Origin of the sequence: Photobacterium sanguinicancri, from assembly GCF_024346675.1 — a bacterium.
Lineage (GTDB): Bacteria > Pseudomonadota > Gammaproteobacteria > Enterobacterales > Vibrionaceae > Photobacterium > Photobacterium sanguinicancri.
The window spans coordinates 1091318-1117166 of the sequence record NZ_AP024850.1; the positions used below are offsets into that span (position 1 = coordinate 1091318).

Genomic DNA, 25849 nt, shown 5'->3' on the forward strand with positions numbered 1-25849 from the left:
AATGTTTTTAGCCTAATTTTATTCTACACTGAGAAAGGAATTTGCATTTTGCGAACCGAATTGCAAACTGAAATGAGAATAATAGAAAGCAAAAAATTTATAGCCATTGTTTTTGGGTTTTGATTACACTTAATTTAAGGATGTTTAGGAGGTCGCAATGGAAAGCAAAAGTAAACAGCGCCAGGTGCTTATGGTTGAAGATACAGCATCTGTTGCAGCGCTGTATAAATCATATCTTAATCCACTTGGCCTTCAGGTTGATATTGTCGGTACAGGGCAGGAAGCACTGGACATGATCGCATTAGCGGTGCCGGATCTTATTTTACTCGATCTTCGCTTACCCGATATGACGGGTATGGCAGTACTTGAGTCTGTACGGCGCGATTATGGCAATGTTCCAGTGGTGATCATGACTGCTCATGGTTCTATTGATGTCGCTGTAGAAGCGATGCGTTATGGCGCGCAAGATTTTTTGATTAAGCCATGTGAAGCCGATCGACTACGTATCACGGTGAACAATGCACTTAAGCAAGAGCAAAAAACAAGTAAAAGCACCGAGTCTAAGCAGGGGGGCGCGCAGTACCAAGGTTTTATTGGCAATAGTTTACCGATGCAAGCAGTCTACCGAGTGATTGAGTCTGCGGCTTCAAGTAAAGCGACGGTTTTTATTACCGGTGAAAGTGGTACAGGTAAAGAAGTCTGCGCTGAGGCTGTTCATGCGGCCAGTCCACGTAATGACAAGCCGTTTATTGCCTTAAATTGTGCCGCTATTCCGAAAGAGCTTATTGAAAGTGAATTGTTTGGGCATATGAAAGGGGCATTTACAGGGGCCTCTACCGAACGACAAGGTGCTGTTGAGCTTGCACATAAAGGGACTCTCTTCCTCGATGAGCTATGTGAAATGGATCTGGACTTACAAAGTAAGCTACTTCGCTTCATTCAAACGGGGACGTATCAAAAAGTGGGGTCGTCCAAGACGCAGGTGGTCGATGTTCGTTTTGTTTGTGCAACTAACCGAGATCCTTGGATGGAAGTACAAGAAGGGCGTTTTCGTGAGGATTTATACTATCGTCTTCATGTTATTCCCGTGACGTTACCGCCATTACGTGAACGGGGCGATGATGTTATAGAGATTGCGCATGCTTTGTTGGCTTTGATGTCGTTAGAAGAAACTAAAAACTTCAGTCGCTTTGAAGATCAAGTGATTAATTTTTTCAATCAATACAATTGGCCGGGTAATGTTCGTGAACTACAGAATGTTATTCGTAATATTGTCGTGCTTAATGACAGCGATGAAGTGTCATTAGCGATGTTGCCACCTCAGCTTAAATTGAGAAATGGCGTTGAAATTGCATCAGAGCAAGAAGCCGTTTCGCCAACACCGATGGCGAAACAACAATTAATGCCTGTGGGTGGTGATGAGCGGCAAATTATAGAACCACTATGGATTGTCGAAAAAAGGGCAATTGAAACTGCCATTGATGCCTGCAACGGCAATATCCCACGCGCAGCGGGTTTACTGGAAGTAAGTCCATCTACCATTTATCGAAAATTACAAACCTGGCAAGAAGTCGCGGGTAGTAAATAGGGAGCGAGTTATGGCGACAGCAATTAATGCAGATACAATTAAGCGACTAGCTGATGAAGTTGGTCATGAAACAGTCTCGCTCTTATTTAATGTGTTCAGTGACGAACTGCACCAATATTTACATCAACTTTCAGATAAACCGTCTGTAAATCAAGTGGGTGAAATTAGCCATGCCATAAAAAGCAGCGCTGCAAGTTTTGGGGCGGATGAATTAGCGGCAATGGCACAAGAATGTGAATCACGCGTCAAGCAAGGTCAAGATGAATGGATGACAAACCATTTGCCTGAATTCAGACAAATGGTGCAAGGTATGGCAAAAGAATATAAAGCCTTAGCGGCTGACGACCAGTTTATCGATCGCATTCTTTAGTTTTGTGCGGTCATGTCGCCAATTATGGTTGCTGGCCGCAAGATCTTCCACAAACTGTTCATAGCGTGGTGGAATGTTTGATAGGTTGGTTTCTGTGATAATACCATCAACATAACGACCACCCATTGCACGTTCGCACCAGTGCAGCATCGTTTCTAGGCTCATCATTCCTGCTGGGCCTTTTTCATTATCTAAGTTTGTAATAAAGATAATACGCGCAGAAGAGGCTTTAAGAGCTGCTGCAATTTCTTTTAGCAGTAATGGCGGCATAACACTGGTTAAAAAGCTACCAGGGCCAAGTAATATAAGGTCGGCATCTTCTATGGCTAGAACCGCTTCCTTTGTGGCGGGTACCGCTGGCTCAACATATAAACGTTGAGGCACTTCACTTAATTCATCTACGCTGGTTTCACCATGGATAATTTCACCCGTTGGTGTCATGGCTGATAAATCCGCAGGGTGCTCTGTCATTGGCACAATATGCGTTTCAACTTTTAGCATGTCACGAATAAGATTGATGGCATCTAAAGGGCGAATACTCATGTTATCTAATGCTGTTAGCATCAAGTTACCTAAGTTATGACCACTTAGCTCACCCGTTCCTTTGAAGCGATATTCAAAAATCATTGAGCCGACTGACGGCTCGGTGATCAATTGATTGATACAATTACGGGTATCACCCCATGCAATACCACCCTGACAAGCACGGATCCTGCCAGTAGAGCCGCCATTATCTGTGGTAGTAACAATACCAGTGACCTGAGAACCATAGTCTGACAACGCAGATAGCATACGGCCTAAACCATGGCCGCCACCAATGGCAACGATCTTAGTCGAATTTTTAGATGTGGAATTTGTCATATTGTTGCAGTTAATTGTGATCATAGACGTAAATCAGTGTACCTAATCCATCTACAGAATACACGCTGCTGTTTTCAATATGACAGTGCTGTCACTTTATGTGTTATTGGACGGATAAAAAAGTACAAAAAAATACCCCCATGAAGGGGGCTAGCAGAAAGGAAATTGGCAGTCGTTATAGAGCAGTAATCGCTGGTGGAGCAAAAGTAGGCTAATGTGGTTCTAGCATCATGCTCATCAGATAATCACAAGTATCTAAGCAATTAGGCGTATTGATCAATGCTTGTTTCTCTTGCGCCGGTACGGGCAATATTTCTAACCAGCGCTGACAGAGCCAGCTCAAGTTATTAAATTCTTTGTGTTGATGAAGACCAGCAAGTTCTGGGTATTTGTCAAACATGATTTGCAGTTTGTCCGCGAGCAGCTGTTGGTCATTTGCGATTTCCGTTTCAGGCCATTGTGGTAAAGACTTAAAATCTGCAAAAATTGCCCCATCTTCATCATGCTGTTCAAGTGATTTTATGCAGAAGTTTTCATGTGCATATAAGGTTGCGATTAAAGCGCCGTCGTTTTTGGATGTGTCAAAATCTTCCACGGTTACTCGTGTACCAATTTGGGTGTAATGCGATGAGTTATTGTCGTCAATCATACAAACACCAAAACCAATATCAGAGGTAAGAGCGTGCTTAAAGGATTCCATTTGCGATCCTGGAGCAACCCTCATTGGCATCTTCCCTTTAGGTAACACGTGACGTTTTTGGAATAATACTGGGATTAAATTAGCCATTGTCTGCTCCATTTTTGTTATTGATTCTAGATATTAAAGACAATGCATAAGTGATGCCGAAACTGCCAAAGGCTACATATATGTTGTTAGCTGTTATTTAGCGCATAAAAATCCCTTTCTATTCTCAACTTGCAATCGCAATTTACGAAAACCTATGCAAAATGCGAATTACTTAGTGTTGCAGATAGTTCGCATCGCACTATCACTGGGTAACAGCTCAAGGTGTCCAAGTTCATCAAAGTACCACCCCTTGATAAGGCCTTTCTCCATCATGTCATTAAAGTTGTCGATGACGCCTTGTGCCTCGCGATAAGCGGCTTGTGGCTCTATGCCATCTTCACGTTGCAAGTAGAGTGCTATGTCGTCCAGTGTTGCGGACTCAATAATATTGACCATAATAACCTCACATTTATTAAGAAAATTTACCGATATTCACTTTAGTAGTATTGTCGTGAATCACCATGAAAGGTAGAATGCAGCACGTTTTTTTCATTGATTTTGTCAATAATTCAAAATCTCTGATACTTTTAATAATAAGATTTAGCCGTTATCGCTCATTGTCGAAGCCCATTTTTGGTGTTTGTTCTTCACTCTGCGATAGCAGCCATAGCTCCGAGCCTTGATTGCTAAGTTGCTATTTGTTCTATGGATATCTTTATCTCTACGAACTGAATGCGATAAGTGATCAATGCCAGTGACTGATTGTCACCAGGGTCGTTTTAGAAATGAAACGGCCTCCCGTATTTGGAAAGGTGTCCAATGGCAATACAATTTGAAGATAGTTTTCAGCGTAAATTTTATTATTTACGCCTTTCTGTTACCGATGTGTGTAACTTTAAATGTACTTATTGCCTGCCTGACGGTTACCGTCCGGAAGGTCATAAGAAACCCTCATTCCTAACGCTTGATGAAATCGAGCGTGTCACTGGCGCGTTTGCACAGTGTGGTACAACTAAAGTCCGAATCACAGGTGGTGAACCCAGTTTACGCCGTGATTTTACCGACATTATTCGTACTGTTGCTGATCAGCCTGGTATTACCAAAGTCGCTACTACGACTAACGGTTACCGCATGGCTAAGCATGTGCATGAATGGCGCGAAGCTGGCTTAACCAACATTAATGTCAGTGTTGATAGTCTTGATCCTAAAATGTTCTACCAGATCACTGGCGAGAATATGTTTAATCAGGTGATGGAAGGGATCGACGCTGCCTTTGATGCAGGTTTTGAGCAAGTGAAAATCAATACCGTTTTGCTTAAAGACCTTAACTCACAAGAGTTGCCTAAATTTCTTGATTGGATCAAAACACGTCCAATTCAATTGCGCTTTATTGAGTTAATGCAAACCGGTGAGATGGACAATTTGTTCAAGAAACACCATGTCTCAGGGGTAAGTATTCGTAATCACCTGATTGCGAATGGCTGGATTTTGAAACTCAAAAGCAGCAATGATGGCCCCGCTCAGGTTTTTTGTCATCCAGACTACATGGGTGAGATTGGCCTCATCATGCCGTACGAAAAAGACTTTTGCCAAAGTTGTAATCGTCTGCGTGTTTCTGCAAAAGGTAAGCTTCACCTTTGTCTATTTGGTGACCAAGGTATCGAATTACGTGATTTACTAGAGCAAAACGAGCAACGTGATGCTTTAATTGCCCGCATTCAAGGCGGTTTGCAACAAAAATCAGTAAGTCACTTTTTGCAAGACGGAAACACGGGTATGACCCCACACCTAGCCTCTATTGGCGGTTAATTCTATCGCAGAGTAGGCGCATGCTTACTCTGTGCGAACATCATTCTGAGAACTCAAAAACATGACCCAATTTACCCACATCAATGCTTCTGGCGAAGCGAACATGGTGGATGTTTCTGCGAAAACTGACACTGTCCGTGAAGCTCGCGCTGAAGCTTTTGTTCATATGGCTCCTGAAACGTTAGCACTCATTGTTTCTGGCGATCACCATAAAGGTGATGTTTTCGCAACAGCACGTATTGCGGGCATTCAAGCCGCTAAGAAAACATGGGATTTGATCCCTCTTTGTCATCCATTGCTGCTTTCTAAAGTTGAAGTGCAGTTAGAAGCCATTGAAGCTGAAAGCAAAGTACGCATTGAATCTTGCTGTAAATTGGCAGGTAAAACAGGTGTTGAAATGGAAGCACTGACTGCAGCATCTGTTGCGGCGCTGACTATCTATGACATGTGTAAAGCTGTTCAGAAAGACATGGTGATAGATCAAGTCCGTCTACTTGAAAAAACGGGTGGTAAATCAGGTCATTTTAAGGTGGAAGCATGATTAACGTCCTTTTCTTTGCCCAAGTGAAAGAGCTTGTGGGTACTGATAAACTTGAGATTGCTGCTGAATTTACAACGGCTGATGCACTACGTGAACATTTAGCACAACGCGGTGATAAGTGGGAATTAGCTTTAGAGAAAGGTAAACTGCTTGTTGCTGTCAACCAAACCATTTGTGCGTTAGATAGCGCGATTACCGATGGTGACGAAGTGGCTTTCTTTCCGCCAGTAACTGGGGGTTAAGAATGATCTCAGTACAAGAAGCAGATTTCTCTGTTGCTGAAGAATACGAGCGCTTAGCGCAAGGTACCAGTGCTGGCGCTGTTGTCACTTTCATTGGTAAAGTGCGTGATTTTAACCAAGGTGACGATGTTACTGGGTTATCGCTTGAGCATTACCCTGGCATGACGGAAAAGTCGCTAGAGAAAATTGTTGAGCAAGCGAATGAGCGCTGGCCATTAATTGCTACACGTGTCATTCACCGTGTAGGCGATTTAGAGCTGGGCGATCAAATTGTGTTTGTTGGCGTATCAAGTGCACACCGTGGCGCTGCTTTTCAGGCATGTGAGTTCATTATGGATTACTTGAAAACACAAGCGCCGTTTTGGAAGAAAGAGCGTACAGCGGAAGCAACTCGTTGGGTTGATGCGCGTGATACCGACACAAGCGCTGCAGATCGCTGGAATCAAGATTAACCGATTATTTAGCGATAAAGTGAGTATTGAGAGAAAGGAGCTTATTAGCTCCTTTTTTTATGGCTTCATTTCCTGTCCTGCGTGCTAATTTTTAAGCGCATTGCTCTACTCAAATAATATGTTGTCGTGAAACGGCAGATGTATATCAATCCTACCCATTATTAAATCCTTCTTGTTAGTTTAATCCTATGCCTAGCTCTACCTGTTTTCTTGGGCAATATTTTGTTTGGCTCATCAATTGAATTGATATTCTTGAATGCTATTTTGACTACATTTTCATTTGTTGCTTTTTCTAATGAAAGGCGTAAAAACTGTTATTTAGATAAGCATTCATTTCTTTTTTTAGCTGCTTATGAATATAAAAGACACTTTTTGCTAATTTATTACGCTTGTTTTAGCTTGAGATTTAAGTTTGAATTCCTTTATTTTAGGGGCTTAGAGTGGTGAATTGGAGGTGTGAATAATCTTTCTTGTATATTCGGGTTTTGTTTCATAAAACACTGTGCTATGTTCAATTTAACAGCATAAATAACCTGTATATGTGAATGGTTATATTTTATTTGAGTGTGTTAAATGTGTTACGCGATTAAGTATCATGCAATAGAAGGAGAGACATTATGATCAGGAGCGATCGCTTACTCTACGACATTGCCCCAGAAGGCTTTGGTGAACGTCATTGTGAATCTTGGGATACTTGGCGCGTGCGAGCACATACCATGTTGCCGCAGTTTCCTGATGAAGTATTAGAGCAGTGGCTTTATCGCCACTGGAAGGGGGTACTGTGCAATTGGGGATGGCTAGACTTCAGTGCGATGAGTTTTACGAAACAGTCGTGGAGCAGTGATAAGATCTTATCTGAGATCTGTACACCACATGATGATGTGATTGATAAGCTATCTCGTCGTATGAGCAACCCTATTTTTCAGCGCAGCTGGCTTGTACAAAACATGCAAGACACTGGAACCTGGCCTGTAGCACCGATTGTACTTGAGTATGAGCGTGATTTGTACGCCACCAATGGCCGTGTACTAAAAGCGCCATTTAATTTACTGGAAGGTCATCACCGCTTTGCTTACTTAAAGAACTTGTCTGAGAATCATGAGTTCATCCAAGATAAGCATGAAATATGGGTCGCTAAGATCCCTGTTCATTAGAGCGCCAACCTTATTTAGGACGAGACACAATCTATATAAAAAGGCCGATTATTCGGCCTTTTTATTGGGGCGGAGATATAATCGATAGTCTTTTAGTCAAATTCCCACTTCACACCCATGCTCATCTCACCGTCTTCGTTAGATTGCATGTGAGTTTCTATACCTTGGCCTGGAAATTGGGTGATATAACATGCGCTATCATTTTTTTTCTGTTGGCTCTGTTTAGCGCTTAATTGATCTTGTGTGATGTATACGCAGTCATCGCCACTGAGTTGTTGCTGCGTTGGTGTCGTGCTGGTTGAATACGCAGAAGGTTGCCAGTCTGTGGATTCTGCGGCTAGCGTTTGATTGTTTAATGCTACAAGCTCTGTGGGTTTTGCAATTGTAGCTTGGCTGTTTAGCTCTGTTAGAAATGTTTCACCAGCAAAAGTGGGGCAGGCTGATAACGTTAAATACGCGGCTAATAAAGAGTGTGTTTTCATGAATGATCCTTTGGCTTATTTTATTTGGTTAATGATGCCAGTGAGTCGATGTGTTTAAGCGGCACTAACACTTCTGTGTCGTTGCTTCTTTTTGCTTGATATTATTTTTTGTAATAAATACTAATGTCTTTTTGTTTACCTTTCCGAAGAACGGTTAAATTCAATCTTTTACTTCGGCTGATATACAAACTATTGGATTTGTCGAGATAGACGTTGCAGTAATCATTCTGAGAGAAAATAGACTTATTCGAACCATTGATGGCGATGATCTGGTCACCATTCTTCAGCCCTGCTTGATGAGCGAGCATCCCCTTAGCAACATGTGACGTTAAAAGCTTTCCATCTGGTGTTAGATCTAAGTTGAAGCCATATCTGGGTAAAGATAATCCATCTTCTTCTTTACTAATGGGCTTGAGCCAAAGCACTCGGGATGGGAAGTCAATAATGGTTTTAAAGTAACTGAGAAAGCCCACACCAGCGAGAGATATCCCTTCTTTTACTTGAACTGTTACCCTTGTATCGTTTAGCACAACACGGCCGATGTTCATATTGCTGAGCGTATAGTCTCGTACGTCATACTCTTTTAAGCCATACATGCCAAGTGCATCTATTGTATAGCGATTGTCTGGTTTATATCCGAGGTTTTCTAATACCGATAGCATTTCAGGATGATTGAAAGTAATGCCGTTATTTTTGCCGGTATCAATACCAAGAAGAAGGTCGCCAAACTGATGAAATATAGCGACTTGAGGAGCGTCATCATTATAGAAAGAAAAACCTATGGGGTTATAGCCTTCCGACACAGGGTTTCCTTGGTAGGCATTACTCAGCGTAATTTCATTTTTTTGAAAGTCGATAGCCACTGCAGGGTGGCGTAGCAAGTTATACCCAAGTATTCCATCGAGCTTAAAACATGACATTGGAAAATCTTTTAATGTATCTAGTGCTGCAAAGTCGAAATTTGTAAAAGAGACATCGCCTATGTGCAGATCTGGCCCTTTATATAATTTTGATTCACGCTCCTCACCACTAATGTCATGAAGCTTTATTGTGTAGCTACGTTTCTTTAGACCTAGTTCTTTAATGGCTTGATTGCTGAGTACATTTGTAGCGCCCGTATCAAACATAAAATGGTAGTTTTTGCCCTTAATCGGTAAAGAGACAATCATCATGTTATCAACGAGCTTAAATGGTAGAGAGACAGAGTAATGAGCTTTCGATATTTCACCGGAATCCAGAATAGATGCATATGCACCTAAAGGAGTGATGAAAACAATAGCTAGCAATAAGGTGAGTATTTTCATAGGGGCTCTTAGGGCTCTTCTTACTTACATGTTTATTAGGCTAATGAGTGGTATCACCTTGGTCAATAAAAAGTTATCGTAAAACGGTAAGTTTTTATTGTTTTTTGATTTTTATTGAGTAAGATAAACTCAAATTATTTGGGAGTTAGGTGAATTATGTCGCAACAATCAATCAGTAGCTTTAGCCGTAAGTTGCTTATTTTATTCTGGTTATCTTTAATATTTGTTGCTGTAGTGAACGCTGCATTTTGGTTCGTTCCTACTTTACTAGGTGATAACTTCGATTGCCTTACAGTTACATTTCCTGTCGAGGTGATTTTACCGCTTCCCGTGATGCGCTCTTTGTTAGGGTTTATCCCGAGTATGTTTTCAGCCTTTTTGACTGTGGCATTACTGTGGCAACTTATTGTTCTGTTTCGTCTATATGAGCAAGGTACGATTTTTAAACGTAAAAATGTAGACTGCTACAAAAAGCTAAGTTATTTATTGATTGCTTCTCCGTTTGTCAGTGTAGTGGGGGATGTACTCGTGAGTTTAGTTTTAACACTTGATAATGAAGGGTTTAACTTATCCGCAGAGACCAATGATGCTGATATTACTATGATGGTGATTGGCTTTATCGTACGTGTTATTGCGGTAGTTATGGAAAGAGCGGTAGAGCTCCATGAAGAAAGTGAGCTAACAATCTAAATGGCGATAATAATCAACCTGGATGTAATGCTAGCGAAAAGAAAAATGCGTTCAAATGAGCTTGCAAAACGAGTGGGTATCACAGAGCAAAACTTGTCAGTTCTTAAAAACGGGCGCGCCAAAGCGGTAAAGCTCGTAACACTAGAGGCCATTTGCCTTCACTTAGATTGCCAGCCTGGTGATATTTTAGAGTATGTGCCTGAGAAGGAGGATTAAAGAGGGCTTTTGGCCTGGTGAGTACGTCTAATAACCGCTATGTCTTCTATAAAATGTAAACCTTTGTCGGTATTTATGTACTTGTTGTTTGCGGGCTTGTGCCACAGACAAAAAAAATAGCCCCTGAAATCAGGGGCTACGAGGTTGTGCTGTATGTGTTAACGAGTAACTTATTTAGCACTGTTTGCTTCGTCTTTCGCTTTATGCGCTGGTGGCACGTAGCCATGACGAACACGGGAAGGACTTGGGCGTGAGAAACAACCAGCTGGTCTCATATGTAAACTCTCGACTTCTACTTACGGAACGGGAACGGAATGAGAAAAAGCATAAAAAGCCAGGAAAAACTCTTAATGCAACTCTCATTTCTGATAGTAGCGTCATTGAGTGGTTGTAGGTACTTGAATTCTTCGTAAAAACAGCGATGTGAAAAGTTAATCTATTGGTGTTTTTTTTATGCCTTTTTGTTATTAAAAGTGACCTGAGACACGCACAAATTGTGCCATGCTTATTAGTGCTAAACAGAAATACGTTTGGCACTGTTTAACATTGGAGGGTTGAATGAAACATAGACGTGTATCAAATAAACGCATGAAGCAATTGTTGGCTGAAGTGGGTATTGGTCAAGATAACCATGAAAATGAAGAACAAGCATTGCTAGAGAAAAAACAGCAATCGGTCAATCCAGACAAACAACTAATTAACATTGATAGCCAAAATAAATAGAATTGAGACTTATTATTAAAAAGCGCCGTGTTGGCGCTTTTTTTGTTTTTATTGTTACGAGAATGTGATCGTTGTTGCTGACTATGTTGTGTTCTGCTGTTAGTACTGGTGGAAAATGCTGGTTATTTATGCAAAACAATAATTATTTATTCAAAAATGAGCCTTTTTTGGCTGATTTGGCGGATCTTTCTTTGTTTTTACTAAATCACAAACACTTTGTCTGAAACTGACTTTCTTTGTGGTGGATGTAACTGCCTGTTCAGCTGTTATTAAGAATAATACTGCTTTTTGTGATAGTTTTGTGGCAAATTACTTCAATGCCTGTTAGTGTTTTGAGCAATTCTTCGGTTAGATTTACATTGTTTAGGATTAACGATGTGAATATTGCGTAACATTAGACGCCTACCGAAGAACGTCATGGACGCAACGATAGAATGTATTGGAGTTATGCATGTATAAGAATAAAATCACTCAGGCGTTATTAGTAAGTGCGGGTCTGGCTGCTTCAGCTATGTCATTTTCAGCACTAGCAGCAGAAGTGCCTGAGGGTGTAAAACTGGCAGCTACACAAGAGTTAGTTCGAGGTAATGGTACTGAAGTTGCTTCGCTTGACCCACACAAGACTGAAGGTGTGCCAGAATCAAACGTTATCCGTGACCTACTTGAAGGCTTAGTTAACCAAGATGGTGACGGTAACACTATCCCTGGTGCTGCTGAAAGCTGGGAAACTACTGATAACCGCACATTTACCTTCCACCTACGTAAAGATGCTAAATGGTCTAACGGTGACCCTGTTACCGCTGACGATTTCGTTTATAGCTTCAAGCGTGCCGTCGATCCTGCAACAGCTTCGCCTTATTCATGGTATTTAGAAATGACCACCATGAAGAATGCTGAAAAAATTATCGCAGGTAAAGCAGACAAAGAATCACTAGGTGTGACAGCGGTAGACCCGTATACACTGAAGATCGAACTTGAATCTGCAGTACCTTACTTTGTGAAAATGATGGGCCATACAACGGTTAAGCCTGTAAATCGCAAAGTAGTAGAGAAATTTGGTGATGATTGGACTAAACCTGCAAACTTCGTGGGTAACGGTGCATTCGTACTTGATAAGTGGGTAGTGAACGAGCGTATCGTGCTTAAGCGTAATACGCAGTACTGGGACGATAAGAAAACAGTTATCGATCAAGTAACTTACCTGCCAATCGAAAACCAAGTAGCGGAAATGAACCGCTTCTTATCTGGTGAAATTGATATCACCAATGAATTACCAAACGAGCACTTCCGTCGCTTGCAAAAGCAACATGCTGAAGATGTACAAATTGTTGGTAACCTATGTTCGTACTATTACGGTTTCAATAACGAGAAAGCGCCGTTTAATGATGCACGTGTTCGTAAAGCCCTATCTTATGCGATTGACCGTGACATAGTAACGAAAGCATTGCTTGGCCAAGGCCAAAAGTCTGGTTATTTCCTAACACCTGAAATTACTGCGAACTTCAATCCAGTAACGCCAGCCTACGGCAAGCTTTCGCAAAAAGAGCGTAATGCTAAAGCGAAAGAACTGCTGGCAGAAGCTGGTTTTGATAGCAGCAACCCTCTAGAGTTTACTCTGCTATACAACACCTCTGAAAACCATAAGAAAATTGCGGTTGCAATTGCCTCTATGTGGAAGAAGAACCTAGGTGTGACAACTAACCTTGAAAACCAAGAGTGGAAAACGTACCTAGACAACCGTCGTCAAGGTAACTTTGATGTAACTCGTGCGGGTTGGTGTGGTGATTACAATGAAGCATCAAGCTTCTTGTCACTAATGCAAAGTAACAACAGCTCAAATGATCCTAAGTACCACAGCAAAGAGTACGACGGAATCATGGAAAAAGCGCTGGCGTCGACTTCAGATGCTGAGCGTGAAGCGCTATACATCCAAGCTGAAAAACTTCTGGCAAAAGACATGCCAATTGCCCCTATCTATCAGTATGTTAAAGCTCGCCTTGTGAACCCTCATGTGGGTGGTGTAGCAATGAATAACGCTGAAGATAAGCTTTTCTCTAAAGATATGTACATCATTGCTGACAAATAAACAGCAAGCATAATAAATAAACACTACACCCAGGACTGGGTGTAGTGTCTTCTGTCACAGACCAAACTCGGTAGAAATTATGATTAAACTAATTGCTAAAAGGATTTTAGAAGCAATACCAACTTTGTTGGTGTTAATCACTATCTCTTTTTTCTTAATGCGTTTTGCACCAGGTAACCCTTTTTCTTCAGAGCGTCCATTACCACCAGAAGTAATGGCCAACATTGAAGCGAAATACGGCCTTGATAAGCCAGTATTTGAGCAGTACACCACTTACCTTGGCAACGTATTACAAGGGGACTTCGGTCCGTCTTTTAAATATAAAGATTTCACAGTTAATGAACTAGTAAGCAAGGCATTGCCTGTTTCAGCAAAGATTGGTTTCTTTGCCTTCATTTTTGCAGTTGTTATGGGGGTTACGGTCGGAACGGTGGCCGCCTTGAAGCATAATACCTGGATAGACTACACCATAATGTCTACGGCAATGGCCGGGGTCGTCATGCCCTCCTTTATTCTCGCCCCAGTATTGATCTATATTTTTGCGATTAATCTTGGTTGGTTACCTGCTGGTGGCTGGCAAGACGGTTCGCTGAAATTCATGTTATTACCCATGTTTGGTATGTCGTTGCTTTACGTTGCTACTTTTGCTCGTATCACTCGCGGTAGCATGATTGAAACGCTAAACAGTAACTTTATTCGTACCGCCCGTGCGAAAGGTCTAAGTTACCCTTACATCATTTTAAAACATGCACTTAAACCTGCGCTTCTTCCTGTTGTGTCATACATGGGTCCTGCGTTTGTCGGCATCATCACAGGGTCGGTTGTTATCGAAACCATCTTTGGCCTACCAGGTATTGGTAAGCTATTTGTGAATGCAGCCTTCAACCGTGATTACTCATTGGTACTGGGTGTGACCATCCTAATTGGTGCGTTGACCATTATCTTCAATGCCATCGTTGATATTGTACTTGCGTACATTGATCCGAAAATTCGTTACTAGGAGAACAAGAAGATGATGTTAGTTAAAAAGGAAAGCGTTGACGCTATCGAGAACTTCTCTGATCAGTTAGAAATTGAAGGTCGTAGTTTGTGGCAAGATGCCCGTACTCGATTTAAGCGTAACAAAGCTGCGATGGTGAGCTTGACGATTCTTACGCTAATCACTCTCGCGGTTGTTTTTGGTCCAATGTTCAGCCAGTACGCGTTTGATGATACCGATTGGTATGCATTGCACGCGGCGCCAAGCCTTGGCGCTGAAGGTCACTTTTTTGGTACTGATAGCTTAGGTCGTGACTTGTACACACGTACGTTGGTTGGTGGCCGAATCTCTTTGATGGTGGGTATTCTTGGTGCCTTGGTCGCGGTTGTGATTGGTACACTTTATGGTGCGACATCTGGCTTTATTGGTGGCCGTACCGACCGTATCATGATGCGTATTTTGGAAGTGCTTTACTCCATTCCATTCATGTTCTTTGTTATCGTGCTTGTGACATTCTTTGGCCGAAACATCATGCTGATATTTGTCGCTATTGGTGCAATATCTTGGCTTGATATGGCGCGGATTGTACGTGGTCAAACGCTGTCTTTACGCAGTAAAGAGTTTATTGAAGCAGCGGAAGTCTGTGGTGTAAGCCGCTGGAGAATTATTACTCGTCACATTGTTCCTAACGTACTCGGTATTGTTGCGGTCTACTCAACGTTGCTAGTACCGTCAATGATTCTGACTGAGTCATTCCTTAGTTTCCTTGGCCTTGGTGTACAAGAGCCAATGACAAGCTGGGGTGCATTATTGCAAGAAGGTTCTCAAACCATGGAAGTTGCTATTTGGCAACTGTTGTTCCCGGCTGCATTTATGGTCGTAACTTTGTTCTGCTTTAACTATGTCGGTGATGGTCTGCGCGATGCGCTTGATCCGAAAGACAGATAACAACAGCACCTGCTAACAGGTACAGAACAAATTAATGGATATATTGCAATAGTTTAGCGCAGCCCTATCAAGCAACACTGCGCTGAACCGTTGCAAATAAGGAAGGAAGCAATGAGCCTATTAGATGTCAAAGATCTGCGTGTTGAATTTACTACGCAAGACGGGATTGTTACCGCAGTTAACGATCTAAACTTTTCTCTAAACCAAGGTGAAACCTTGGGTATTGTGGGTGAATCAGGATCAGGTAAAAGCCAAACTGTATTCGCTATTATGGGTCTACTCGCTAAAAACGGTATCATCAGCGGTAGTGCTGAATTTGAAGGCCGTAACATTCTAAATTTGCCAGAGAAAGAACTGAACAAAGTTCGTGCTGAGCAAATTGCGATGATTTTCCAAGACCCAATGACTTCGCTTAACCCATATATGAAAGTCTGCGATCAGCTGATGGAAGTGTTGATGCTGCACAAAGGCATGAGCAAAAGAGAAGCTTTCGAAGAATCGGTTCGTATGCTTGACGCGGTTAAAATCCCGGAAGCACGTAAGCGTATTACCATGTATCCTCACGAGTTTTCTGGCGGCATGCGCCAGCGTGTAATGATTGCGATGGCACTGCTTTGTCGTCCTAAATTATTGATTGCCGATGAACCAACAACGGCATTGGATGTAACCGTTCAAGCGCAAATCATGGAAATGCTTAACGAGCTTAAAACGGATTTCAATACCGCGATTATCATGATCACGCATGACTTAGGTGTTGTTGCGGGTAGCTGTGACAAGGTACTCGTTATGTACGCTGGCCGTACAATGGAATATGGCAAAATTGATGAGATTTTCTACAAACCTTCGCACCCATATACGGAAGGTTTATTACGCGCTATCCCACGCTTAGACACTGAAGGTGAAGTATTACCAACGATTCCAGGTAATCCACCTAACTTACTTCGCTTGCCTGTTGGCTGCCCGTATCAAGACCGTTGCCACCGTGTGACAAGCCGTTGTAAGCAAGAAGCACCAGATCTAAAAGCTTTCACTGAAGGCCGTCTACGTGCGTGTTTTTCTGATGTGGGGACGTGGTAATGAATACTCAAAAGAATCTGTTATTAGATATAAAAGACCTTAAAGTTCATTTTAACATTGCGGCTAAATCAGCGTGGCCTTGGGCTAAGCCATTAAAGCTTAAAGCCGTCGATGGTGTTGATATTCGTTTATACGAAGGCGAAACCTTGGGTGTGGTAGGTGAATCTGGTTGTGGAAAATCGACCTTTGCTCGTGCAGTTATTGGCTTAGTGGAAGCAACAGAAGGTAGTGTTGTTTGGTTGGGCCAAGATCTGACGAAGTTGCAGCACAATGCTTTGCGTGAGAAACGCAAAGAGATCCAAATGATCTTCCAGGATCCGCTGGCGTCGCTAAACCCACGTATGACAGTCGGCGAGATCATCGCGGAACCGTTGAAAACCTTCTTTCCTGAATTATCAGAGGAAGAGGTAAAAGAGCAAGTGAAACAAATGATGACCAAGGTGGGCTTACTACCAAACGTTATTAACCGTTACCCACATGAATTTTCGGGGGGTCAGTGCCAGCGTATTGGTATTGCTCGTGCGCTTATTCTTAAGCCGAAAATGATCATTTGTGATGAACCTGTATCTGCTTTGGATGTGTCTATCCAAGCGCAGGTGGTGAATTTGCTTAAAGAGCTGCAGAAAGAAATGGGGCTAAGTTTAGTCTTTATTGCCCATGATTTGTCTGTCGTTAAACATATATCTGATCGTGTACTGGTTATGTACCTTGGTAATGCGGTGGAGATGGGTGAAAGTGATGCGTTATTTGCAGAACCTAAGCACCCTTATACCCGTGCGCTGATGTCTGCGGTACCGATCCCTGATCCTGAACTAGAAAGAAACAAGACTATTCAGTTGTTGGAAGGTGAATTGCCATCACCCATAAATCCACCAACAGGCTGTGTGTTCCGTACACGTTGTCCGCAAGCAACTGAAGCTTGTGCACAGCAAAAACCATCGTTAAAAGGCGATGATATTCATGCGGTAGCTTGTTTGAATGTGTAACAATTCGAGCCTGTGACAGGCTTTGAGCGCGGTGTTAAAACCGCGCTTTTTTTATGCCTGTAATTTAGACTCGAGTTATGTGCGTCATAAAAATGACTTCATAGTCAATGATTTAACATATTGATAACTGGCTTAATAAAGGTTAAATTTAACACTTAGTTTACTTTTATAATTTGGTTTGGCATTACACAAGGATGTTGTTATGCGGTCGCTTTCAGTGCAATGGAAAATTACGCTACTTGCAGGTATGAGTTTACTCGCCACAATTACAGTGCTTACTGGCCTGTCATTTTATTTCTCATCTCAAAGCCAACGCTTGGTGAATGAGCAGACATTTTCGTCGCTCAGAGAACAATCTCAATCTTTGGTGCGGGTTCAAGCGCAGCGTCAGGCTATTCACGTTAAGCAGTATTTAGATGAAGCGGCTTACCGTGCTGAAATGTTGGCGCAGAGTGTGCTTTTCTTAAAGTTTAACGCGGAAGAAAACTATACGAATAGTTCTGAGCTTCGTGGTTCAATCAATGAACTGTTACGTCGTTCAGTAGATAGTTTCAGTAACATTCGTGGTGCTTTTGTTGTATTCAATCCGAACGCTTTGGATGGCGAAGATGGCAATTACCATGGCGCCGATTACGTTGGTGCTAACTCAACAGGGCGTTTTTCACCTTATTGGGTGACAGCGCAGGATGGAACCCCACAGCAAACTATTATCAATGAAGCGGATATTACAACATCGGCACAACGTCGGTTTAATTGCAGTATTGCTCAGCAAGCAGCCTGTGTGCTGAGCCCTACGCGTTCTGCTAATCAGATGCTAATCAGTTCAATCACTACGCCACTCATTGTTGAAGGCCAAGCGATTGGCTTGCTGGGGCTCGATATTAATTTAAGTGCGTTGCAGAGTGTCATTTCTGATGTTGATGGCAATCTGTTTGATGGTGCAGGCAAGGTCAGTTTGCTTAGCGATAACGGTACAATTGTCGCATGGGATCAAAGTCGTCAACGTATTGGTAGCCAATATAGTGCCAGCGATGCACTCCCGAGTGAGATTACTACTTGGTTAGCGGCAGGTGATGAATTCATCGATTGGAGTGCTGATCAGCAGTGGTTAACCGCTTATATGCCGGTTGAACTTGGTCAATCAGCATGGGGGATTGTTATTCAGCTCCCTACAGGCAAGGTGCTAGCAGAGGCAACGGCATTGAATGCCAACATAGATACGTTGCGGGTTGAGTCATCGCAGGTGCAAATCATAGCCAGTGTGGTGATGGCATTCGTTGGGTTAGTGGTTGTGTTATTCGCTTCTGCAAAGCTAGTGGCTCCAATCAAGGTGTTGGCTGCTCGGTTAGAAGATATCGCATCGGGTGAAGGTGATCTTACCCAGCGTATTCAGCTTGATCAGCAAGATGAAGTGGGCCAGTTAGCAATGTGGTTCAATCGTTTTCTTGATAAGTTGCAAACGACAATGAAACAAGTTGTCGTGGCGGTTGATGAAGTTGATACCACGGCCAGTGAAGCGGCTAAAGTGGCGAGCAATAGTCGCGATGGTAGCCAAGCGCAATTTAAAGAAGTGGATATGGTCGCGACGGCCTCGGAAGAGATGACACAAACCGCTGGTGAAGTGGTACAACATACCCAAACCGCGCTGGAAGCTGCGCAGCAGGCGGGTGAAGCCGCGATGGCAGGGCAAGGCGTTATTCAGCAATCTGCGAGTTCGATGACGAGTTTGGTTGAACGGATGGAGCTGGCGGTGCCAGTTGCAAATGAACTTTCTAATAGCAGCAAAAATATTGAAGAAATACTGCAAGTGATTGGCGGCATTTCGGAACAAACAAATTTGCTGGCTCTGAATGCAGCGATAGAGGCGGCAAGGGCGGGTGAGCAAGGACGTGGTTTTGCGGTTGTGGCTGATGAAGTACGCCAGCTTGCGAGTCGGACTCAAGATTCGGTAGGGCAAATTCGTGAAGTCATCGAACAATTACAGCAAGGTACTCGGAGTGTGGTCGCGGCGATTCAAGAAGGGAACCACTTAGCGGGTAATACCGCGTCACAGGTGTCTGAGGCTGTCGTGAGTCTAGAACAAATTACTGATTCAGTAACGGCGATTCAAACCATGAACGAACAAATCATGCGTGCGGCGCAAGAGCAGCAGGCGGTCTCGGGGGAAGTGAACCGCAATGTTTCGAATATTCGAGAGTTGAGTGAAAGTATTTTGCATCAAGCGGGCAGTTCTGCGGATATTAGTGATCGTTTAACCGCACTAGCTGAGCAGCAAAAACGATTAACAGGGCAATTTAAAGTCTGATAAATTCGTTACGCTAAATCAGAGATGAAAAAGCCGAATCCTTGGATTCGGCTTTATTGTATAGGTTTGTCCGTCTTGAAATTACTCGGCAGGGTACCAGCAACCTTGGTTGATCAGCTGAGTCAGCAGATCAATTACGGCAGGGTGCTCACGCATAGCCCCTAATGTTTTACCATCAAGTGTTTCTTGATCACAAAGCGCAATGATCACTTGGCTGCACTCTTCTGGTAATTCAACGGTTTCACCATTGATATAGCCAATATGAGGTGTTTCAGGGTAATAGAAAGCACGTAAACCACCAAGGCGCTTTAAGGTTTCGTTCGCCATGAAGAATTGGTGTGTTTCACTGTTTTCCCATGACGGTTCAGCAGCAATCAGATCTAGCTCATGACGGCTTTGGCTTAGGTGTTCACCCATCCAGCTTTTCATTAGCTCTGGGTGGTCTAATAAGCTACGCATCATATCTTCTAAATCTTGACGTTCAGCGTCTAAGATCGCACCGCTGTTACTGCGTGCCGGTAAATCAGGGTTGTGATAGTGCACATCGCCAATTTCATTGGCAATTACATGATCAGCAAAACTGCTTAATAACTCTTGTTTTTTCGGTGAACGGAAACCGACCGAAAAACTCATTGATGTTTCGATTGCGTAGCCATCGTGTGGGAAGCCCGGTGGGATATATAAAATATCACCCGGTTCTAATACATCGTCGATGATAGGGTCAAAAGATTTAATTTGACGCAATGCAGGGTGACGAAACTCTTCTTCGTAATCGTCACTTTTAGGGCCAACACGCCAATGACGCTTACCCGAACCTTGAGTAATGAATACATCGTATTGATCGATATGAGGGCCAACACCGCCACCAGGGGTCGAGTAGCTGATCATCAAATCGTCCATCAACCAGTTTGGTAGTTGGCGAAATGATGTCACAAGGCGAGCTGCGCCTTCGTGCCAATGGTTTGCAGCCTGAACGATGAAAGACCAGTGATCTTCTGGTACGTCATCAAATGTCAGCGGACCGTGTTTAACTTCCCATTCGTCGCCATGTTGGGCAATGTAACGTGAATCAACTTCGTCTTCCATTGCAAGACCTGCAAGTTCATCAGGACTGATTGGATCAATAAAGTTTTTGAAGCCACCTTTAATCATGGTGGGTTTTTTCTGCCAATATTCGGCAAGGAATTCTTCGAAGTTGAAAGTTAAATCGTACATGTAGGTTTTGACTCGATGTGCATGAGCCGCGATTATAGCGTATTCCTCACCAAACGTGATGAGGAATTCGTTTAATGCGTATAGGTGAAGCTTTGAACCGTTATTGCAACTGCCTTAGCAGAGGAAATGCTGAGGATTGTTGATCGTGACTTGCGACAAAACCTAGCAAATTATTGGTTTGTGGATCAAAGGCTTTAGCTATATATCCACTCTCAGTCTTGATGATTTCCCACTTAGTATCTTTACGTGTTGTTTGACCTGAAAGCGATAGTGGGAACCACGGCGTTTTTGCTTTTATCAAACTATTTGGAAGATTAACTGGGGTTGGATTTCCCGTTAATGTTTTCGCTAATGCCATTGCTGATAGCATGGTTGGTTGTAAGAAAGCCCGTACTTGCCCATCCATTTCTGCGCAATCACCCAGTGCGTAGATATCTGGATGTGACGTTTGCAGATGACGATCAATCACAATGCCCTGTTGGATTGTTAAACCCGCTTGCTTCGCTAAAGTGATATTCGATTTAAGCCCCATTGCTGCAATAATGACGTCATATTCGGTATTCTGACCGTCACTAGTTTGGGCTATTAATTGCTGATGGTGGCGATGAATACTGTCAACGGTTTTGCCTAGCTTGAGTACGACACCATGCTCCGCCATCGTTTGATATACCGACGCACTCAGTAGTTCTGGCAGTAAGCTTGGCATGATATGAGTGGCTTTATCAGTTAGGGTGACTTGCTTTCCTGCTATCGATAAATCCATCGCAATTTCAGTGCCAATGAGACCAGCACCAAGGACTAATACTGACTTAGCGGCTGCAATTTTGTCCTGATTGGCTGCGTACTCCGTCAAGCTATTAAGCGTGACCACCTCATCCGCGGCGTTACCTGTAAAGGGAGGTACGAAAGCTTGCGCGCCTGTAGCGAGTACTAACTTGCTATATTGCAGCGTACCTTTACTTGATTCATTGACGTAATCTAGTTGTTTATCCGTTGAATCAATCGCTTCAACCCAGGTATTGTTTAGCAATGTGATTGCATTTGTTTGAGCAAACTCTGTTGCGGATTGTTTAATTAAATCACTGGCTGTTTGCTGCCGTGAAAAAACATGGCTGAGATCGGGCTTCGCGTAATCATCACCATTGTCAGCGGTGACAACGGTAATAGCGGTGGCGGTATCTAGCTTACGGATTGATTTTACAAGTTGGTAAGCGGCAAAGCCGCTCCCAACAATAACAATGTGATCGCTCATTGTATTTTTCCTTACGCCAATGGCTCAAAAACTTCTTTGCCAATGCCGCACTCTGGGCATAGGAAGCTATCTGAAAGGTCATGGAATGAAGTGCCAGGTTCTACATTTTGGTTCGGCTCGCCAACTCTAGGGTCATAGATCCAATTGCAGACAGTGCAGATATAGCAAGTGCAATCATCAGCGTGATCCCCTTTATTAGCTTCCACTTTAGCGGCTTCTTGAGCAGCCTCTAGAGGAACTTGAACTTCTGATTGTAGCTGTTCATCAGTTTGACTTGTTACAGTCTCTGGCTCTTGAGGTTTCTCGCCCATGTCTGCCGCAACAACATTTTGGTCATTCCATGCTTTGGCAATAGACACACCATACTCAACAGAAGTTGCAACGCCTTCACCGTCTGGTTTCCAGTGTAAGTGCAAGGGTGCTTCAACGCTAAATCCAGCTTCTTTCAGACGGGCATCAATGCGCTTCACTGCACCACCAGTCCAGCCTGAAGACCCAAATGCTGCCGCCGCTTTTTCTTTGAAGCGCAGGCCATGAATTTCTTCAAGCAGAGCCGCTACTTTAGGCATCATGACATTGTTCATTGTAGAGCTGCCCACTAGCACGCCTTTAGAGCGGAATATGTTAGCGAGAATGACGTTCTTATCATGACGAGAAATATTATAAATTTTGATTGCAGTATTAGGACTTTCGCTACGAATACCTTTAGCAACCGCATCTGCCATGATTCGAGTATTACCACTCATGCTGTCATAAACGATTGTGATGCAATCTTCTTTGTATGCTTGTGACCACTCGTAGTATTTCTCTACGATTTGAGTCGCGTTCTCGCGCCAGATACAGCCGTGAGATGTGGCGATAATGTCGATTGGAACACCAAGTGCTAGAACCTCTTCGATTTTAGCTTTAACTAGCGGTGCGAACGGAGTCAGAATGTTTGAGAAGTAGCGCTGGCATTCATCGAATAGCTCAGTCTGATTCATCTCATCATTGAACAGGTGCTCATCACAGTAGTGCTGGCCGAAAGCATCATTAGAGAATAGGATGTTGTCGCCAGTCATGTAAGTAGCCATTGAATCAGGCCAGTGCAGCATCTTCATCTCAACAAAGACAAGTGCTTTGCCGTTACCAATATCAAGTGTGTCACCCGTCTTGACCACTCGGAAATCCCAGTCTGGCTGGTGGTGATGACCAATGATACTGTCAACGCCAGCCTCAGTGCAGTAGATCGGTGTGTTTGGAATCTTTGCCATTAGCGTAGACAATGCACCAGCGTGGTCATGCTCTGCATGTTGAGTGATGATGTAATCAATTTGGTTAAGGTCAATTTCTTGTTCTAGGTTCGCAATGAATTGCTCGTCGAACTGATGGTCGACTGTGTCGATTAGAACCGTTTTTTCTTCTTGGATTAGGTAGCTGTTGTAACTCGTACCACGGCCCATTTTGTACTCAGTACCGTGGAAGTATTCTGTTTCCCAGTCTTTGATACCAACCCATTTCACATTGTTTTTAACTTGAATAGACATAACAGCTACCTATGTATTTTGCATAACATGTATTTTGAGTGCATGTTATACCTCGATATTTGTTATGGCAACACTAAACATGCATAAAAAATACATGTTATAAATAAATTATTGATTATATTGATTATAAAAATAAAACTGGGTGTTTTATGATTGAGGGGATAAAGGGCGGGGGATTAGTTTTGGCTGGAAAGTAAACAAAAAAAAGGTTGGCACTAGGCCAACCTTTTTATGTCAGAGCGTGAATTAAAGTGCGTCTGTTAGCTTAACTGCATCACCGATGTAGTTAGCTGGTGTCATTTCTTTTAGACGTGCTTTTTCGTGCTCAGGAAGCTCAAGGCCATCAATGAATGCACGCATGCCTTCACCGTCGACACGCTTACCGCGCGTTAGCTCTTTTAGCTTCTCGTAAGGTTTTTCGATGCCGTAACGACGCATAACGGTCTGTACTGGCTCTGCCAATACTTCCCAGTTACGGTCTAATTCAGCTTCTAGCGCAGCTTGGTTTACTTCAAGCTTGCTAATACCTTTAAGCGTTGATGTGTATGCAATGATCGCATAACCACAACCTACACCTAGGTTACGAAGTACTGTTGAGTCAGTAAGGTCACGCTGCCAGCGAGAAACTGGAAGCTTTTGAGCTAGGTGATTAAAGATAGCGTTAGCTAGACCTAGGTTACCTTCTGAGTTTTCAAAGTCGATTGGGTTAACTTTGTGTGGCATGGTTGAAGAACCAATTTCGCCAGCAATGGTTTTTTGCTTAAAGTGACCCAGTGCAATGTAACCCCAAACGTCGCGATCGAAATCAAGAAGAATGGTGTTGAAGCGTGCGACTGCATCGAATAGCTCTGCGATGTAATCGTGCGGCTCGATTTGCGTTGTATATGGGTTCCACGTTACGCCAAGAGATTCAGTGATGAACTCTTCGCTGAACTGGTGCCAATCAACTTCAGGGTAAGCCGAGATGTGTGCGTTGTAGTTGCCTACAGCACCATTGATTTTCGCAAGAATTTCAACGCTTTCGATTTGCTTGAATTGACGTTCCATACGGTACGCCACGTTAGCCATTTCTTTACCCATCGTTGACGGAGAAGCAGGCTGGCCGTGTGTACGAGACAGTAGTGGAATTTCACGGTATTCGTTAGCCAATGCTTTAATAGCGTCGATAACGTTACGGATTTCAGGAAGGATCACAGTCTCACGCGCTTCGCTTAGCATTAGTGCGTGAGAAGTGTTGTTGATGTCTTCAGAAGTACATGCAAAGTGAATAAACTCATTCACAGCGTGTAGCTCAGGTACGTCAGCAACTTTCTCTTTCAGGAAGTATTCAACCGCTTTTACGTCGTGGTTTGTTGTACGCTCGATCTCTTTGATACGTAGCGCATCTTCTTCACTAAATTCAGCAGCAACGCGATCTAAAAAGGCGTTTGCTTCTGCGCTGAATGCAGGAACTTCCACGATAGCGTCAGTAGCAGCCAGTTTTTGTAACCAACGGATTTCAACAATAGTGCGGTACTTTAGCAGACCAAATTCACTGAAGATGCTGCGAAGGGCAATTGTTTTACTTCCGTATCGGCCGTCTACCGGGGAAACAGCAGTCAATGCTGACAGTTCCATGTTGTCTCTCTCCTGATTGATGAGGTTTAACAAATTGGATATTACGAAGCAGTATTAACTGCTTCGTAATCAATAAAATTATTAACAGCGAGCAAGCAAAATTTTTGCTTGTTCAACCATTTGCTTACGCCCGAAAATTAAATGACGACGCTTACCACCGACTTGACGCCACAATACAGCACTGCGCACAGCGGCAAGTAGCAAACCGCGTACTTTGTGCTGAACACTATTTTGTTGTAAGTGGGCAGGTGTACCTGTTACCTGAATGCGAGGCCCTAATGGGCTGATGGTATCAAGGTAAACGCTGGCAATATTGCTAATCATTTGTTCTTCGAGCAATTCAAAATGCTCGGTTTGGCGCTTGAGAACGTCAATGCGCTCGCCAAGCTGAGCCATGCTATCGCGGCGGCTAGATAATTTACGCTCTAGTGCCATTACGCTAACGAGGTAGCGTGTGATTTCATTGCCAGATGGTGTGTTATCAATCTCTGCTGTTAAGGTTTCTAAGCCCAAACGTAAGCTTGATTCATCACCGTAAATATCAAGGGTGTTAGCAGGATCTGTCGCCATAATACTATTTAGACAGGTTGCTAACTCATCGCTATCGCAATTGCCGTCGCGGGCAACTTTCTGAACGAGTTTCACTGCTTGGCAGATACCAGCAAAAGCGATGGTACGATCGTATAAAGAGTTTGCCAC

26 protein-coding genes and 1 riboswitch are annotated in these 25849 nt (G+C 43.1%); of the genes, 16 read left to right on the forward strand and 10 right to left on the reverse strand.

Annotation, left to right across the window (positions count from 1 at the left end; translation table 11 throughout):
* The first annotated feature begins 190 nt into the window (after positions 1-190).
* A complete protein-coding gene (gene luxO / locus OCU87_RS05395; protein ID WP_439126486.1) occupies positions 191-1588 on the forward strand; it encodes a quorum-sensing sigma-54 dependent transcriptional regulator LuxO in 1398 nt (465 codons plus the stop codon).
* A gap of 10 nt (positions 1589-1598) precedes the next feature.
* The gene (locus tag OCU87_RS05400; RefSeq protein ID WP_062688472.1) at positions 1599-1958 is read left to right on the forward strand and encodes an Hpt domain-containing protein; all 360 of its coding nucleotides are present in this window, start codon (positions 1599-1601) and stop codon (positions 1956-1958) included.
* On the opposite strand, the gene yvcK is transcribed toward OCU87_RS05400, so the two are convergent.
* The 3 genes from yvcK to OCU87_RS05415 all read right to left on the reverse strand — a co-directional run bounded on the left by yvcK (position 1920) and on the right by OCU87_RS05415 (position 4002).
* Positions 1920-2819 carry a uridine diphosphate-N-acetylglucosamine-binding protein YvcK gene (gene yvcK, locus OCU87_RS05405; protein WP_062688845.1) on the reverse strand — a complete coding sequence of 300 codons (900 nt, stop codon included), beginning with the start codon at positions 2817-2819 and terminating at the stop codon, positions 1920-1922. The genes OCU87_RS05400 and yvcK overlap by 39 nt on opposite strands.
* A 211-nt stretch (positions 2820-3030) precedes the next feature.
* Positions 3031-3606, reverse strand: coding sequence for an LON peptidase substrate-binding domain-containing protein (locus tag OCU87_RS05410; protein ID WP_062688474.1), 576 nt, complete (start codon positions 3604-3606; stop codon positions 3031-3033).
* Positions 3607-3774: 168 nt separating this feature from the next.
* Positions 3775-4002 (reverse strand): hypothetical protein, encoded by a 228-nt coding sequence (locus OCU87_RS05415; protein WP_062688476.1) that lies wholly within the window; start codon positions 4000-4002, stop codon positions 3775-3777.
* A 202-nt stretch (positions 4003-4204) separates the two neighbouring features.
* A riboswitch (molybdenum cofactor riboswitch) is annotated at positions 4205-4376 on the forward strand.
* Here OCU87_RS05415 and moaA point away from each other — a divergent pair.
* The 5 genes from moaA (at position 4366) to OCU87_RS05440 (ending at position 7744) form a co-directional block, all read left to right on the forward strand.
* The gene (moaA, locus tag OCU87_RS05420) at positions 4366-5355 is read left to right on the forward strand and encodes a GTP 3',8-cyclase MoaA (protein ID WP_062688478.1); all 990 of its coding nucleotides are present in this window, start codon (positions 4366-4368) and stop codon (positions 5353-5355) included. Its footprint overlaps the riboswitch before it by 11 nt.
* A 61-nt stretch (positions 5356-5416) precedes the next feature.
* On the forward strand, positions 5417-5896 hold the full coding sequence (gene moaC, locus OCU87_RS05425) for a cyclic pyranopterin monophosphate synthase MoaC (protein WP_062688480.1): 480 nt from the start codon (positions 5417-5419) through the stop codon (positions 5894-5896).
* Positions 5893-6138: a molybdopterin synthase sulfur carrier subunit gene (gene moaD / locus OCU87_RS05430; RefSeq protein WP_062688482.1), complete on the forward strand. Its 246-nt coding sequence runs from the start codon at positions 5893-5895 to the stop codon at positions 6136-6138. Before moaC ends, moaD begins: the two co-directional genes overlap by 4 nt.
* A gap of 2 nt (positions 6139-6140) precedes the next feature.
* Complete coding sequence (moaE, locus tag OCU87_RS05435) at positions 6141-6590, forward strand: molybdopterin synthase catalytic subunit MoaE (protein ID WP_261857960.1); 450 nt, start codon at positions 6141-6143, stop codon at positions 6588-6590.
* Positions 6591-7207: 617 nt separating this feature from the next.
* Complete coding sequence (locus tag OCU87_RS05440; protein WP_062688486.1) at positions 7208-7744, forward strand: hypothetical protein; 537 nt, start codon at positions 7208-7210, stop codon at positions 7742-7744.
* A gap of 92 nt (positions 7745-7836) precedes the next feature.
* Here OCU87_RS05440 and OCU87_RS05445 read toward each other — a convergent pair whose 3' ends face one another.
* Positions 7837-8226 (reverse strand): hypothetical protein, encoded by a 390-nt coding sequence (locus tag OCU87_RS05445; RefSeq protein WP_261857961.1) that lies wholly within the window; start codon positions 8224-8226, stop codon positions 7837-7839.
* Positions 8227-8327: 101 nt separating this feature from the next.
* Positions 8328-9530, reverse strand: coding sequence for an aspartyl protease family protein (locus tag OCU87_RS05450; protein ID WP_062688488.1), 1203 nt, complete (start codon positions 9528-9530; stop codon positions 8328-8330).
* Positions 9531-9686: 156 nt separating this feature from the next.
* On the opposite strand from OCU87_RS05450, the gene OCU87_RS05455 reads away from it, so the two are divergent.
* From OCU87_RS05455 to OCU87_RS05495, 9 genes are all read left to right on the forward strand, one after another.
* On the forward strand, positions 9687-10220 hold the full coding sequence (locus OCU87_RS05455) for a DUF2975 domain-containing protein (protein ID WP_261857962.1): 534 nt from the start codon (positions 9687-9689) through the stop codon (positions 10218-10220).
* Entirely contained in the window at positions 10221-10436 is a 216-nt protein-coding gene (locus tag OCU87_RS05460) for a helix-turn-helix domain-containing protein (RefSeq protein WP_062688490.1), read from the forward strand. It begins immediately after the preceding gene.
* Positions 10437-10994: 558 nt separating this feature from the next.
* Entirely contained in the window at positions 10995-11159 is a 165-nt protein-coding gene (locus OCU87_RS05465; RefSeq protein WP_164488541.1) for a hypothetical protein, read from the forward strand.
* 451 nt (positions 11160-11610) lie between these two features.
* Positions 11611-13245, forward strand: a complete 1635-nt coding sequence (locus OCU87_RS05470; RefSeq protein WP_062688492.1) for an ABC transporter substrate-binding protein — start codon at positions 11611-11613, stop codon at positions 13243-13245.
* Between the two features lie 79 nt (positions 13246-13324).
* A complete protein-coding gene (gene oppB / locus OCU87_RS05475) occupies positions 13325-14245 on the forward strand; it encodes an oligopeptide ABC transporter permease OppB (RefSeq protein WP_062688494.1) in 921 nt (306 codons plus the stop codon).
* Between the two features lie 15 nt (positions 14246-14260).
* Positions 14261-15172 (forward strand): oligopeptide ABC transporter permease OppC, encoded by a 912-nt coding sequence (gene oppC, locus OCU87_RS05480; protein WP_062688847.1) that lies wholly within the window; start codon positions 14261-14263, stop codon positions 15170-15172.
* Positions 15173-15283: 111 nt separating this feature from the next.
* A complete protein-coding gene (oppD, locus tag OCU87_RS05485; RefSeq protein WP_062688496.1) occupies positions 15284-16249 on the forward strand; it encodes an ABC transporter ATP-binding protein in 966 nt (321 codons plus the stop codon).
* On the forward strand, positions 16249-17235 hold the full coding sequence (gene oppF, locus OCU87_RS05490; RefSeq protein ID WP_261857963.1) for a murein tripeptide/oligopeptide ABC transporter ATP binding protein OppF: 987 nt from the start codon (positions 16249-16251) through the stop codon (positions 17233-17235). Before oppD ends, oppF begins: the two co-directional genes overlap by 1 nt.
* A 202-nt stretch (positions 17236-17437) precedes the next feature.
* Positions 17438-19540: a methyl-accepting chemotaxis protein gene (locus tag OCU87_RS05495; protein ID WP_261857964.1), complete on the forward strand. Its 2103-nt coding sequence runs from the start codon at positions 17438-17440 to the stop codon at positions 19538-19540.
* An 81-nt stretch (positions 19541-19621) separates the two neighbouring features.
* Here OCU87_RS05495 and OCU87_RS05500 read toward each other — a convergent pair whose 3' ends face one another.
* From OCU87_RS05500 to hflD, 5 genes are all read right to left on the reverse strand, one after another.
* Positions 19622-20755, reverse strand: coding sequence for a ribosomal protein uL16 3-hydroxylase (locus OCU87_RS05500; RefSeq protein WP_261857965.1), 1134 nt, complete (start codon positions 20753-20755; stop codon positions 19622-19624).
* Between the two features lie 100 nt (positions 20756-20855).
* A complete protein-coding gene (gene norW / locus OCU87_RS05505) occupies positions 20856-22007 on the reverse strand; it encodes an NADH:flavorubredoxin reductase NorW (protein ID WP_261857966.1) in 1152 nt (383 codons plus the stop codon).
* Positions 22008-22018: 11 nt separating this feature from the next.
* Positions 22019-23533: an anaerobic nitric oxide reductase flavorubredoxin gene (norV, locus tag OCU87_RS05510; RefSeq protein ID WP_261857967.1), complete on the reverse strand. Its 1515-nt coding sequence runs from the start codon at positions 23531-23533 to the stop codon at positions 22019-22021.
* 246 nt (positions 23534-23779) lie between these two features.
* Positions 23780-25150 carry an adenylosuccinate lyase gene (gene purB, locus OCU87_RS05515; protein ID WP_094958706.1) on the reverse strand — a complete coding sequence of 457 codons (1371 nt, stop codon included), beginning with the start codon at positions 25148-25150 and terminating at the stop codon, positions 23780-23782.
* A gap of 81 nt (positions 25151-25231) precedes the next feature.
* Entirely contained in the window at positions 25232-25849 is a 618-nt protein-coding gene (hflD, locus tag OCU87_RS05520) for a high frequency lysogenization protein HflD (protein WP_261857968.1), read from the reverse strand.